Annotated in this window: 10 protein-coding genes and 1 tRNA gene; 3 read left to right on the forward strand and 8 right to left on the reverse strand. The window is 36.2% G+C overall.

The window, feature by feature from the left end; translation table 11 throughout:
• The 7 genes from IPH11_00565 to IPH11_00595 all read right to left on the reverse strand — a co-directional run bounded on the left by IPH11_00565 (position 1) and on the right by IPH11_00595 (position 7078).
• Positions 1-2409 carry a phenylalanine--tRNA ligase subunit beta gene (locus IPH11_00565; GenBank protein MBK6912233.1) on the reverse strand — a complete coding sequence of 803 codons (2409 nt, stop codon included), beginning with the start codon at positions 2407-2409 and terminating at the stop codon, positions 1-3.
• 14 nt (positions 2410-2423) lie between these two features.
• Positions 2424-3434: a phenylalanine--tRNA ligase subunit alpha gene (gene pheS / locus IPH11_00570; protein ID MBK6912234.1), complete on the reverse strand. Its 1011-nt coding sequence runs from the start codon at positions 3432-3434 to the stop codon at positions 2424-2426.
• A 60-nt stretch (positions 3435-3494) separates the two neighbouring features.
• The gene (gene rplT, locus IPH11_00575; protein ID MBK6912235.1) at positions 3495-3842 is read right to left on the reverse strand and encodes a 50S ribosomal protein L20; all 348 of its coding nucleotides are present in this window, start codon (positions 3840-3842) and stop codon (positions 3495-3497) included.
• A 17-nt stretch (positions 3843-3859) separates the two neighbouring features.
• Positions 3860-4051, reverse strand: a complete 192-nt coding sequence (gene rpmI / locus IPH11_00580; GenBank protein ID MBK6912236.1) for a 50S ribosomal protein L35 — start codon at positions 4049-4051, stop codon at positions 3860-3862.
• Between the two features lie 3 nt (positions 4052-4054).
• The gene (locus IPH11_00585) at positions 4055-4582 is read right to left on the reverse strand and encodes a translation initiation factor IF-3 (GenBank protein MBK6912237.1); all 528 of its coding nucleotides are present in this window, start codon (positions 4580-4582) and stop codon (positions 4055-4057) included.
• Between the two features lie 39 nt (positions 4583-4621).
• The gene (gene thrS / locus IPH11_00590; protein ID MBK6912238.1) at positions 4622-6571 is read right to left on the reverse strand and encodes a threonine--tRNA ligase; all 1950 of its coding nucleotides are present in this window, start codon (positions 6569-6571) and stop codon (positions 4622-4624) included.
• Positions 6572-6992: 421 nt separating this feature from the next.
• Positions 6993-7078, reverse strand: a tRNA-Leu gene (locus IPH11_00595).
• A gap of 619 nt (positions 7079-7697) precedes the next feature.
• Here IPH11_00595 and IPH11_00600 point away from each other — a divergent pair.
• The 3 genes from IPH11_00600 to IPH11_00610 all read left to right on the forward strand — a co-directional run bounded on the left by IPH11_00600 (position 7698) and on the right by IPH11_00610 (position 11470).
• Positions 7698-7928, forward strand: a complete 231-nt coding sequence (locus IPH11_00600) for a hypothetical protein (protein ID MBK6912239.1) — start codon at positions 7698-7700, stop codon at positions 7926-7928.
• A gap of 353 nt (positions 7929-8281) precedes the next feature.
• A complete protein-coding gene (locus tag IPH11_00605) occupies positions 8282-10363 on the forward strand; it encodes a right-handed parallel beta-helix repeat-containing protein (protein MBK6912240.1) in 2082 nt (693 codons plus the stop codon).
• A gap of 963 nt (positions 10364-11326) precedes the next feature.
• Entirely contained in the window at positions 11327-11470 is a 144-nt protein-coding gene (locus tag IPH11_00610) for a hypothetical protein (GenBank protein ID MBK6912241.1), read from the forward strand.
• A gap of 147 nt (positions 11471-11617) precedes the next feature.
• Here the strand turns inward: IPH11_00610 and IPH11_00615 are convergent, their stop codons facing one another.
• Positions 11618-12304 (reverse strand): hypothetical protein, encoded by a 687-nt coding sequence (locus IPH11_00615; GenBank protein ID MBK6912242.1) that lies wholly within the window; start codon positions 12302-12304, stop codon positions 11618-11620.
• Between the last annotated feature and the right edge of the window lie 520 nt (positions 12305-12824).

Below are 12824 nucleotides of genomic sequence, written 5' to 3' on the forward strand. Positions count from 1 at the left end.
TTAGATTCCTCTTAATTGTGCTCTAAATTCTTTTTGAATCAAATTTATTAATTGCGACCATTCTTTCTCTACTTCTTCATCTGTCAGCGTCCGTTCACCGCTGTAATATTCAAGTTGAACAGCCAGGGATTTTCTATTTTCACCTAAGCTTTTATTAGAGAATACATCAAATAATTTTACTGACTTTAACAGCTCAGAACTCTTTGACTGAATGAACTTTCTTAACTGTTCATAAGTAATAGAATCATCTAAAATAAAAGCAAAATCTCTAACAACTTTTGGATACTTCAACGGCTCAGAATATTTTTTAGTATCTGCTTTGGCAAGCTTCAATTGCTTTATATCGAATTCAAAAGCAAATACATTTTGAGCAATACCAAATTGCTTTAAAATACTTTTTCTCACTCTTCCACCGGAGCCAATCTGATTATTCAGTATCGTTTTGCCAATGAACAAATCAAAGATTTCATTTCCAATCGCATAATAAACATCATTTAAAACATTGTCAAGTGAAAATTTAACTAAAAAACTATCAACTACTCCTTTAAGTGAATAAATATCGAAGAAATCTTCATCTGAATACCACTCTTTCAAACTGTTTCTGCCGGATAATAAAATTAGCAGCCTCTGTGATTCTGTAAAATCTTCAAAACTATTTATAGAATTTTTACCTTCACCTAAATTAAATACATCGCCAATCTCGAATACCGCTAAGTCCTTTTCGCCCAGATTATTATTCTTCCCGACTATAGTTAGAGCACCCGGTAATAGCGATGTTCTTAAAAATTCCATGTCAAGATTTTGGGGATTTAACACTTTAATTTTTTGACCGGTTATGCTTGCGACTTTTTCGCTTTGCAAAGGATTATTTATCATCTCGAATAATCCTAAAGAAGTACATACATTTCTGATTGAATCAGCGAAAGCTGTCTGGTCAATATTTTTTTTGAAAGAAAAAGATATTTTAGTTTCAGTTGGGATGTTATCGTAACCATTAATTCTTGCAATCTCTTCAATTACATCAATCTCCCTTTCGATATCGGGACGGAAAGCAGGAACAATCAACTGAAGTGAATCATTATTCTCATTCAATATTTTAAATCCGAGATTTAGAACAATTTCGGTAATTCTTTTCGAAGCAATATCAAATCCAAGTATTCTTTTAACCTGACTAAATCTTAGTGTAACTTGTTTAAGCGGGATATTTACCGGATAGATATCAATTGAATGATTAAGAAGTTCGCCGCCGCTAATTTCAGAAATGAGTTGAACTGCTCGTTCTGAAGCCCAAACTGTTTGGTCAAAATTAGTCGTTCTTTCGAATCGGTACGATGCATCGGTACTTAAACCGAGCAGGCGTGAAGTTCTTCGAATACTCGAAGGATTAAAGTATGCACTTTCGATAAGAATATTTTTAGTAGCTGAGTTAATTTCAGAATTCTCCCCTCCCATAACTCCCGCTATAGCGATTGGTTTTGCTGCGTCGCAGATTAATAAAGTATTTTCCGGCAGATCGCGTTCTTTCGAATCAAGCGTAATAAATTTTGATTTTGCTTCAGTACTTCTAACAATGATTTTTTTCCCTTCGAGCCTGTCAAGATCAAAAGCATGCAGTGGCTGCCCGCATTCATACATCACAAAATTAGTCACATCAACTATATTGTTTATCGGGCGCAAACCAATCTTTGTTAATCTGTTTTTTAACCATTCCGGTGAATCTTTGACATCAACGTTAAGTACGATTCGTGAGGAATATCGGGGACAGTTCTTCTGATCCTCAATAATTATTTCGGCAACAGAAGATGATTCTTTTGTTGATTCATTTAATTTTATTGAAGGAATTTTTAATTCAAGATTGAACAAAGCAGCAAGGTCGCGAGCTACCCCGATATGAGAAAGTGCATCCGGACGGTTGGGTGTGATTGCAATATCAAGTATCACATCATTCAGCCCAAGAGCATCAGAGATTGGAGTTCCTTCTTTAACTGAATTATCAAGAACCATTATGCCGGAATGATCATTACTGATTAGAAGCTCATTCTCCGAGCAAATCATTCCGAAGGACTCAACACCTCTTAACTTTGCTTTAGAGATTTTGTATCCACCGTTTGGAATTATAGTTCCGATGGGTGCGAAAACTATTTTTTGATCAGCTTCAACATTTGGAGCGCCGCAGACAACCTGAAGAATATTTTTTCCATCGCTTACCTTGCATAATGAAAGCTTGTCTGCATTCGGGTGCTTTGTCTTTTCAAGTACCGAAGCAACAATAAAATCTTTATATATTTCTCTTTCATTTATAACGTCCTCAACTTCGAGACCGGACATATTTAAGGTACTAATAATTTGATCAACAGGAATACCTTTGAGGTCAATGTAATCAGCGAGCCAATTTAAAGATATTTTCAATTCTTAATTCTCAATTAAAATTGTTTTAGAAATCTGATGTCATTTTCAAAAAATATTCTTATATCGGAAATGCCATATTTCAATAATGCTGTTCTTTCGATACCCATTCCAAAGGCATAACCGGAATATTTTTCGGGATCATAACCAACGTGTTTAAATACATTCGGATCAACCATTCCGCAGCCTAATATTTCTAACCAGCCACTGTTCTTACAAATCTTACACCCATGCCCATTACATAAATAACATGTAATATCCATCTCAGCACTTGGTTCGGTGAAAGGAAAAAAGCTCGGTCTGAAACGATACTTTAAATCTTCACCGTAAAACTGTTTTGCGAATGCGACGAGCGTGCCTTTCAATTCAGCAAAAGTAACATTTGTATCAACATACAATCCTTCCACCTGATGAAACATGCAATAGCTTCTTGCGCTGACAGCTTCATTGCGATAGACCCTTCCCGGCATAATTGCTCTTACGGGGGGCTGCATAGATTCCATAACACGTATCTGTACAGGCGATGTGTGAGTGCGAAGCAAATAATCTTTGCTTAAAAAGAATGTGTCCTGCATATCCCTTGCCGGATGATCGAAAGGAAAATTTAATGCTTCAAAATTGTAGTAATCTGATTCTAATTCAGGACCTTCAAAAACAGAAAATCCAATACTTTTGAAAATAGATTTTATTTCATCGAGAGTTTGAGTAAGTAAATGTTTACTGCCGATGATTCTATTCTTGCCGGGAAGAGTAAGATCAATTTTCTCCGAAATGCTTTCAGTTTTTGATTCGAGATTATTTTTTAAGCTTGATAAGGAAACTTCAACTTTGTTTCTAAGTTCGTTAAGTAATTTACCCGCTTCAGGTTTTTCTTCTTTAGAAATAGTTTTTAATTCATTAAATAAATTTGAAACTAATCCGCTGCGGCTTAGATATTTTATTTTTATTTCTTCGAGGTGTTTAAGGTCTTTAATGGCGGAAGTATCTTCGTCAAATTGATTGAGGAGAGATGTAATTTTATTCTTCATATCACATAAGTTTAAAGAAATGCCCTCCTCATTCTGCAATGAAAACGAGGAGGGTAAAAATTAGTTTAAAGAAAACTTAACTAATTCAGCAAAGGAGCCGGGATTTTCGGCAGCGATGCTTGCAAGCACTTTACGGTTCACGTCAATTCCCTTTTGATCCATTGCATGAATCAATTTAGAATAAGTAGTTCCATTTAAGCGAGCAGCAGCATTTATCCTGACAATCCACAACTGTCTGAAAGTTCTTTTCTTTAATTTACGATCACGGTAAGCATGGGTTAGAGCTTTTTCGACATGATTTTTAGCAATCGTAAATACATTTTTCCTTGCACCCCAATAGCCTTTGGCAAGTTTTAATATATTCTTACGTTTTCTGTGAGACGCAACTTTGTTTTTTGATCTTGGCATTTATCTATCCTCTTTCCTTATTGTAACATTCTTTCGACACGTTTCTCTTCAGCTTTAGATACTAAAGTAGCCTGTCGAAGATTTCTTTTTCGTTTAGTTGATTTAGAAGAAAGGATGTGGCTTTTGTAAGCTTTTTTCCTTTTAAATTTTCCTGATGCAGTTTTTCTAAATGTTTTACCTGCACCACTGTTGCTCTTCATCTTTGGCATATTCTATCCTATTTTATTTTGAACTTTTTTAGATTTAATCTTTCCAATTGGAACAAGAAGCAATCCCATGCTCCTGCCTTCCATTTTAGGTTCAACTTCAACTTTTGAAGCTTCTTTGGTTCTTTCTATAAAGCGATCCAATAATTCCTTACCTTTTTCCTGGTAAGCCATTTCACGACCTTTAAAGATAACAACAACTTTAACTTTGTTTCCTTCTTCAAGAAAATTAATTGCATGTTTTACTTTAAAGTCAAAATCATGAACATCAGTATTTGGATGAAGCCTGATTTCTTTAAGCAGTGAAACCACTTGATTTTTTTTCTGGATCTTATCTCTTTTTTGCTGCTCAAACCTAAACTTACCATAATTTATTATTTTACAAACAGGCGGCACAGCTTGAGGAGCAATCTCGACTAAATCAGAACCTCTTTCATCAGCTAATCTTAACGCATCTCGAACAGTATAAATACCGAGCTGCGATCCATCAATATCTATTACCCGAACACGAGGAGATCTTATCTCCTCATTTATGCGAATGCTGTCTTTTTGAGCGATTAGAAACCTCTCTAATTATTTAGAAATATATTTACTATTAATTTCTTCTCTGATCTTTTCAGAAAAGTCTTTCAAAGTGAAAGAACCAAGATCGCCTTTCTTGTGCTGTCGAACCGAAATTGTATTTGAACTCTGTTCTTTTTCACCAAGGATTATCATATACGGAATTTTAGTGGTTTCAGCTTCTCTTATTCTATAACCAATCTTTTCGTTTCTATCATCAAGCTCAACTCTGAAGCCGCTTGCTTTCAATTCATTAAAAACCTTAAGCGAATATTCGGAAAAATTTTGTGAAATAGGAAGAACAATTAATTGAACAGGCGCTAACCACAATGGAAACTCACCTGCAAAGTGCTCTATCAACACTCCAATAAATCTTTCAAGCGAACCAAACGGAGCGCGGTGAATAACTACAGGTCTATGTTTTTGTCCGTCATTTCCAATATATTCAAGATTAAATCTTTCAGGCATGACATAGTCAATCTGTACAGTTCCCAATTGCCATTTGCGCCCGAGAGCATCTTTTACCATAAAATCAATTTTAGGTCCATAAAAAGCTGCTTCACCTTCAGCAATATAATAATCTAATTTCATTAAATCAGCAGCTTCTTTAATCTCCTGCTGAGCTTTTTCCCAAAGAGCAACATCACCGCCATACTTTTCAAGATTATTATCACGGAAAGACAGTTGTGTTGTAAAATCTTTAAAACCCATTTGAGCGAATACAACCTGAATCAATTCGATAACATTGCAAACTTCATCTTTCAATTGATCCTGCCGTACAAAAATATGCGAGTCATCTACCGAAAAAGAACGCACACGGGTAAGCCCATTTAATTCTCCCGATTGCTCGTAACGATAAACAGTCCCAAACTCTGCATAACGAATCGGAAGATCTTTATAGCTCCTGGGTTTTGAAGCATAAATTTGAAAGTGATGAGGGCAGTTCATCGGCTTCAATAAATATTCTTCTTTGTCACCTTCAAGTTTTATCGGAGGAAACTGACTGTCTTTGTAATACGGGTAATGCCCGCTGGTTTTGTAAAGATTTATATTCCCGATATGCGGAGTAATTACGGGGAGGTAATTTCTTTTCCTTTGCTCTTCTCTTAAATAATTTTCGAGAGTCTCGCGGAGTATAGTTCCTTTTGGAAGCCAAATTGGCAAGCCGCTTCCAACAGTATTGGTTATAAGAAATAATTCTAATTCCTTGCCAAGTTTTCTGTGATCTCTCTTCTTTGCTTCTTCAAGTCTGAATAAATAATCATCAAGCATCTTCTTTTTCGGGAAGGAAATGCCGTAAATTCTTTGAAGCTGTTTATTCTTTTCGTCCCCCCTCCAATATGAACCCGAAACACTAAGAAGTTTTACGAATTTAATTTTGCCGGCTGAAGGAAGGTGGGGACCTGTGCAAAGATCGGTAAAGCCGCCTTCTTTATAGATAGATATTTTCTCGGAAGTCTCATCAATTTCAGAAAGAATTTCTAATTTATAATTATCGCCTTTTTCTTTGAAAAAATTTACAGCTTCCGCTTTTGAAAGTTCCTGCCGGTTGAAATGTTCATCCTTCTTAGATATCTCAATCATCTTATCTTCAATAACTTTAAGTTCATTTTCAGAAAGATGAGTATTTATATCAATATCATAATAGAAGCCTGATTCGATTGCCGGACCAACACCAAATTTTGCTTCGGGATATAATTCCTGAATGGCATGAGCCATTAAATGAGAAGTCGAATGCCAGTAAACATGCTTACCGTCCGGGTCATCAAAAGTTAAGAATAGTATTTTTGCGTCTTCGTTTATTGGTGAATGCAAGTCTTTAACAATACCATTAACTTTAACTGAAAGAACATCATCAGCTAATCGGGAAGAGATTGATTTAGCAATCTCATAAGCAGTAGTTCCGGCTGCGAATTCTTTTTCGTTACCGTCAGGAAATAATATTTTAATTTTATCGTTCATTATGTTTATTGTGACTTCTGAAAAATAATTTTCTAATCTTGAGTTACTCCACTGGCGATGCAATTAGAATCAAATACATAATCAATGGATTCCCGTTTCTGGGAAGACAACCTTACAATGACATCAAGCTTCTTTTTATAATAGAAATCATTCTTCAATGCGGGTCTAGTGGGCTCGAGGCATCCCTGGAAAACCTGAACCTTTGACCTTCTGCACGTCAAGCAGACGCTCTAACCAACTGAGCTAAGAGCCCGGGTCAATTAACAATTTATAATTAAAAATGAGGATATCTCAAAAGTCTCATTTTGTCAGTCTGAGCTTGTCGAAGACTAATGGCAATGCCATAATGAATTCGCACTTCGACTGGCTCAGTGTGACAGTAAAAATTATTTTTAAGACAGCCTCATTTCAGTGAATGAAGTACCGAGGGCCGGACTCGAACCGGCACGGGAACAAGTTCCCACAGGATTTTAAGTCCTGTGCGTCTACCAATTCCGCCACCCCGGCTTTTTAATACAGAATTAGCGTGCAAATATATCGAAACAAGTTTTTTTATGCAAGAAAATGTAATATTTATTACTCTGAATGATCAAACTATTTCATTGCACCATCTGAAAAATAGAACTCGGGTGAGGCTGTCTCCAAAGTTAGTTTTTGTCAACCTGTCCCGATAAATCGGGATCAGGTTCTAAGTATTAAACAGAATCGAAGCATTACAAATGCGTAAGCTAAAGTATTCAGGTGTTCTCTTTATTACACATCTTTGTCTTATGATGCTGAGGACATAACTGCAATTTACAATAGCAATTGTCCTTTGTTAAAATTGCAATTATAAAAACCTCTAATTAAAGATTTAAAAGTTTCGTTAAGAAAAAACGTAGAAGATAGAGATACAATAATAGAGCATCCTTTGCTTATCGTTAGTGTATGATTAATGATTTACATCTGAATAGAAACAGATGAATAACGAACTCTAACGTAAAAAATTTAGGAGAAATTATAAATTGATCCATTAGATTCAGATAAAGATTAAAAAAATCTGTTGCCTGTCCTCACTGCAAAAGTAAAAGTACAGGAAGAATTTTTTCAATTTTCACAGAAGTAACTTCAAAAGAAGTTGACATAGATGTGGGGGGTTGCCCTTCGACTTGCTCCACATAGTGGCAAGCAGAGTGACAGAGAGGTGGGGGGTTGCCCTTCGACCCCGCTCTGCGGGGCAAGCATTCTCATCCTTCGACAGGCTCCACATAGTGGTAAGCAGGATGACAGGAGTCCTTTGATGGTGGCAATGCCACCACTCAGAGTGACAGGTGTGGGAGTTTTTTATTTTGTAATTAAACATAATTGTATAGTGTGAGGTATTTTTTTACTAAAATAAATCATTCGTAAGTATAAATGACGGAATTTATTGTCTCTTTATTAAAATTGATAAAAATATAAAACTTATTTGTTGGCACTCTTGTTGTCATTATGATTTATTAGCTAAGTTTGTTTTGTAGTTTTAAAAATAATATTTATAATGCGATCCATAATATTCACTTCTGAACCCCACCCTAATTTGTATTATCGTTTATGTACCAACCAGGTCAATTGGACTTATTCACCACCAAGACTTAAAACGGGAGTTAGACTAATAGCATAAAATTATTATAAATACTTAATCACTTTTTCTATACAAGTAATTCAATTAAACACAGAGGAGAAATAAAAATGAAAAAGTTAATATGTGTTCTTTTATTATCAGTCATTGCATTGACAGGCAATTTATTAGAAGCTCAAACCAATGTCAGCGGTATTATCACAACTAATACTGCGTGGACGGTCACAGGCAGCCCATATATTGTAACCGGTAATACTTTGTTAGACAGCGGCTATACACTCACTATTGAACCAGGTGTTGTTGTAAAATTTAACAGCGGATTATCAATTCAAATTGATGGAACATTAATTGCTCAAGGAACAAGTGATCATAAAATTACTTTTACATCTAATACTGCAGACACAGCCGGTGCATGGGGCTATATTTACTTTAGCAGTGCAAGTACGGATGCAGTCTTTGAAAATAATATTTATGGCAATTATCTCAGCGGAAGCATACTCGAACATTGTATTATTCAGTATGCCGGAGGCATAAGCGTAACTGATAACGGTGCTTTACGTCTTGAAAATGCTGCGCCTTTTATTAATTACTGCAGTATCACAAATAACAGCGCTTCCGGAATTCGTGCGTTTGATATGAGCGGAAGTTTTAAAATTTCAAATTCAGTCATAACAAATAATGTATCCTCAGCCAATGGAGGCGGCATATATATTTATAACGATCAATGGGATGGTATTGCAGCAACATCTCTTATTTTGGGAAATACTATTTCAAATAACAGCACAACATATCCTTCTTCAACATCTGAAGGCGGTGGTATTTATATGGCAGTTGGTAATTATAAGACAATAATAGTTTCAAATAATATTATCAATGATAATACTGCAAATAATGGAGGCGGTATTTGTAACGCCTACCACGGAACTGCTTATATCTATAATAACGTTCTTATAAATAATGAGGCATCAAATAATATTGCTAATGTTGACGCCGGCGGTGCGGCTATATATAACAAAGCTTCTTCTTTTATTTATAATAATATAATATCTGATAATGCATCATTATCCAATGGGGGCGGCATAATTAATTTCCAGGGAAATTCATCTGTCGTCAATAATAATGTAATTGTTGATAATACTGCGACAATTACCGGGGGAGGAATATACTGCTGGGATGCTGCTTCACCAATGATCCTTAATAATCATATTGTCAGAAATACTGCGAATGATGATGCAGGCGTTTATTTATTAAATGGCTATAATGACGGGCTTAAATTCAACAGCATTGTAGATAATAAAAATACAGACTATAACAATATTTATAATAGAACGATATATATAACATCAGATCATCCTGAAATAAATAACAACAATATATTTAATAACTCTGCTTTTATTGAATTGTACAATGACAATGCCCAGGGTTCTGCAAATGTGGTCAGCACTAATAACTGGTGGGGTACAGTAAATGATGCAGATATACAGGCAAAAATATACGACTGGTTCGACGATAATAGTTTGGGAATAGTAAACTACAGTCCTTTTTTAACTGAACCTGATACTGCCGCTCCATTATCTCCGCCGGCAAATGCAATAAAAACAGACCTTGGCGGCGGGCAGGTTCAAATAACCTGGCTTCCCAATCCCGAACCGGATGCTGCCGGATATCATATTTACTATGGTGGTTTTAACGGCTTTTCTTTCACTCATTCTGTTGATGTGGGAAATAATATCTCGTATATCTCCTCAGCACTATCTATAACCGATGTTATCGCAGTTACGGCTTATGACAATATGTACAGTCCGGCAAACGAAAATGATTCTACCATTGTAAATGATAATATGATCAATGGCAATGAAAGCTGGTTTACGTTTGCAGTAGACACTTCAGCAATTAGTAATATTACGCAGGATGACAATGAGATGTCCATTAGTTATTCGTTAGTTCAGAATTATCCTAATCCTTTTAACAGTACTTCCGTAATAAAATATTCGATTCCAATCTCTTCGCAAGTGATACTAAAAATATTTAATGCACTTGGTGAAGAATTAGAAACATTAGTAAACGAAGTAAAAGGAGCAGGGATTTATGAGATAGATTGGAATGCAGTCAATCTTCCAAGCGGAGTTTATTTCTATAGATTGCAGGCGGGTGGTTTTGCATCAACCAGGAAGATGATTTTATTGAAGTAATGTCCGTCAATCATTTATTAAATTAAAGACCGTCACCGTGGCGGTCTTTTTTTTATCTGAAGATCAGTAATGAAAATTGTCAGGCTTTAATAACAGACACCGTATTTGTAAAAGTGGGGTTCAATCCCATCGGGATGTTATTATCATAGCCTTAAAGATCCTCAAGGTAATTAAATCGGCAGTACAATGATGGGTATTGGGAAATGGTTGTGGGTGGTGGGAGGTTGCACTTCGATGGCGGCAATGCCACCACTTAGGATGACATTATGTAATGAATTCGCACTTCGACTGGCTCAGTGTGACAGTTCCTTCGATGGCTCATGGTGACAGAGAAATCTATGAGGTTTTTAAGTCTGAAATTCTTTGCATTAAATTTTTAAAAGGGGGCTGTCTCAAAAGTATCATTTTGTCAGTCTGAGCTTGTCGAAGACTGATGACAATGCCATAATGAATTCACACTTCGATGGAATGCCACCACTCAAGGTGACAGTTGTCCTTCGACAGGCTCAGGATGACAGTGAGGAGATGGAAGGTTAGAGAGCAGAGGACAGAAATTAAGAATTAAGAGTTAAAAATTAAGAATTAAGAATTAAGAATTAAGAGTTAAAAATTAAAAATTAAGAATTATAAATTATGCCATAGTCATCCCTTTGAGATAAATTGAATTGAAAATTGTAAATTGTCAATTGTAAATTGTAAATTCTGCATAGGCATCCTTTTGGGAGAAATTGCAAACACTTTATAATTTATCCCGTTATAATCGGGATGAGACATAATTTATAATTGACATTGGGATGTGGGAGGTTGCACTTCGACAGGCTCATCCTTCGACAGGCTCCACATAGTGGCAGGCAGGATGACAGGAGTCCTTCGATGGTGGCAATGCCACCACTCAGGGTGACAGGTGATTCATTCTTGTTTAACTCTTTTGATGTATTGCCACGAGCTTTAGGTCGCGGATAAATGGGGAAAAATTATAATGGACTTTGGTCACATCTTTTTGTTTTTGTATGCGGCTACAGCCGGGGTTTTATTATTATTATTACAGCCCGATCTAAAGATCGAGGCAATGGAAGAGTTGAACTGACCGCTGCTGGAGAAATTTGATGTGCTGATGTTCACCGGATTACTTAAAATTAAAATCCCTCCCCCATCCCTCCTTCCCTCTTCACGTGCAGAAGGAAAGAGAGCGGAGAAGGGTTAATCATTTTAACTGCAGGTTATGCGCATTTCACCTGCGAAGGATGTTAATGATTAGACTGCAAGTACAGTGCTTGAATAATGCACTACAGCACCGGAAGCATCAAGTGTAGCAAGTACAAAAAATGCTTTTTGATCCTGATAGAGATTAAACAACTGAGTTTCCTGATTTGAAAGCACAGCTTCAAAAGAAAGAGCTGAGTTCAAATTAGTGCTTAAATTACCCGATTGTAAAGTCAAATAATCATAAGCAGGATTAAGCGGATCGGCAGGATTACTAAGGAACAAAACAGCAGTCATACCGATATTAGGTTCTGATGCGGTAATGATCCCGGCATTCGTACCGATAGCACTGATATCCACAGTTAAGCCGGTTGAGGTCAAGTTTACGGCGGTTACACCAACGCCAAAACCTACATCGGGAGTCAGCTTTATACCATTAGCAATCGTCTCTGCCTGAACATAAGGATAGTTACGCTGCATCATGAAATTAAAAGCACTTAGTCCTTCAGGGGCTTTTGATTTCCATATCGCTTTTAACCTCAACGATTTATTCATTGATTGTGCGAGCTTCATCGCTATCCTAAAACGCGCACGTCTTAGGACAGCTTCCGACTTCATATCCATCGTGTAATCAGTGGGCCTAGAGGCAATATAATTTTCGCCTTTTATTTTCTTGAATACTACATCGCCAAGACCGCCGGTTACTTCTCCGAGGATGTGTTTTTTTAATTGAGCCATTATTATTCTCCATTTTTATTAAATGTTTTTTAAATTATTTAAATAGTTTTTTTCGCAATTCAGAAATTGCTTTTGTTTAGTTTTAAACTACATTAAGGCGGAGGTGCACGACCATTTATGATGTGTTTGAAACATTCCATTACCTTTCGCCTCATTGATCTTTTCTTAGGTTTAAGGTATTTGTGAGATAACGTGCACGGTATTAGAGCGGCTTTTAAACGAATGAGGTGCGGCAAATGAGCGGCTTTTAAACGACTCAGGTGCGACAAATGAGCGGCTTTTAAACGACTCAGGTGCGGCTTAGGTACGTGAAGGGGAAGGGTTTTGTTTATGTCACGCTTAACCCTGTTTAATATTTTAGAAGGAAAACTACCGCTGATTGATCTGACTCGAGAAGTAATTTTTAGTGCCTTCGTTCGTATACGATATATAAATAATTTACTTTTCACTACTTATTAATTCGTTCAATAAGCAGCTTTTTACTAAAAGTAAAAAAAAAAAATATTTCGTAAAACAGACT

Source organism: Ignavibacteriales bacterium (assembly GCA_016709155.1).
Classification (GTDB): domain Bacteria; phylum Bacteroidota; class Ignavibacteria; order Ignavibacteriales; family Ignavibacteriaceae; genus JADJEI01.

Coding starts and splice junctions, on each gene's coding strand:
- pheS (MBK6912234.1), bottom strand. CDS start 3,434: ATGAAGAATAAAATTACATCTCTCCTCAATCAATTTGACGAAGATACT.
- rplT (MBK6912235.1), bottom strand. CDS start 3,842: ATGCCAAGATCAAAAAACAAAGTTGCGTCTCACAGAAAACGTAAGAAT.
- rpmI (MBK6912236.1), bottom strand. CDS start 4,051: ATGCCAAAGATGAAGAGCAACAGTGGTGCAGGTAAAACATTTAGAAAA.
- thrS (MBK6912238.1), bottom strand. CDS start 6,571: ATGAACGATAAAATTAAAATATTATTTCCTGACGGTAACGAAAAAGAA.
- IPH11_00600 (MBK6912239.1), top strand. CDS start 7,698: ATGTGGGGGGTTGCCCTTCGACTTGCTCCACATAGTGGCAAGCAGAGT.
- IPH11_00605 (MBK6912240.1), top strand. CDS start 8,282: ATGAAAAAGTTAATATGTGTTCTTTTATTATCAGTCATTGCATTGACA.
- IPH11_00610 (MBK6912241.1), top strand. CDS start 11,327: ATGGGGAAAAATTATAATGGACTTTGGTCACATCTTTTTGTTTTTGTA.
- IPH11_00615 (MBK6912242.1), bottom strand. CDS start 12,304: ATGGCTCAATTAAAAAAACACATCCTCGGAGAAGTAACCGGCGGTCTT.